Origin of the sequence: Brasilonema bromeliae SPC951 (assembly GCF_012912135.1) — a bacterium.
Classification (GTDB): domain Bacteria; phylum Cyanobacteriota; class Cyanobacteriia; order Cyanobacteriales; family Nostocaceae; genus Brasilonema; species Brasilonema bromeliae.
Map to the genome: position 1 here is coordinate 1 of NZ_QMEB01000436.1, position 959 is coordinate 959.

Here is a 959-nt window from a genome sequence, read left to right on the forward strand (position 1 = left end):
GGCATGTGGCGTCCCTGGGCTAAAGCCACAGGGTTTTCATCTCACCCACTATAACCTTCGCATAGCTTCGCTCAAATCGTTCGATAAATTGCTGCGAGGGTGGTGCTTCGTTTTGAGCTTGCTGGACGAGACGGATGACTCGCTGAATTAAGCTACTTTCAGGCGGTTGATGAATCTTGAGCCGCAGCGCACCACTGCCATTGATCGTGCCTGCAAAAACTTCATCACCAACAGTTTTCTCTACAGGAATCGATTCTCCTGTGATTGAAGCCTGGTTCAACGTACTGAATCCTTCCATCACCAAACCATCGGTCGGCACTAATTCTCCCGGTTTGACCAAGACTTGATCGCCTATCCTTAGCTCAGAAATCGGTATAGTTCGTTCCTGCCCGTTCCGCATCACTCGCGCTGTATCGGTGGTTAAACTCATCAACCCCTGAATACTCCGCTCCGTTCGCTGCATGGCATATCCTTCAAGTGCGCCACTAATCGCAAAAATCAGGATTAGGACAGCACCATCCACAATCATGTAATATTCCCGCCGCCATAGCCCCAGACCTGCTGCTCCCAGGGCTGCCACAATCATCAGCAAGTCTACATCAAGTTCTTTTTCTTTAAATAGGGTTGTCAAGCCTTCACGCGCACTCTCAAACCCACCAATCACGTAGGCAGCGGTCAGAATGAAGAGGGCGGCTCCAATCCAGCCAAAGTTGAGCGTTTGCCAGCCCAGGAAAACCAGAACCCCACAAGAGATCGCCGCGACTGCATCGGGGTGTTCCTTCAGAAGGTTAAAAAAGCGAAGGCGGGAAGGGGAAGCAGAAACCATTTCTGAAAATGTCCAAATTGATATCTTTCTATCTTACACATTGACATTAGTGTCAATGTCAATGTTTCGAGTAAACTGAGAGTATGAAAATTGAACATCTGACGATTAAAGAACTGACGGATACGGTTGGGGG

The 959-nt window shown here is 48.8% G+C and carries 1 pseudogene; it reads right to left on the bottom strand.

The window, feature by feature from the left end:
• Positions 1 to 46: 46 nt before the first annotated feature.
• Positions 47 to 826: pseudogene (locus DP116_RS28320) on the bottom strand (HAD-IC family P-type ATPase); the annotation flags it as partial.
• Positions 827 to 959 lie beyond the last annotated feature (133 nt).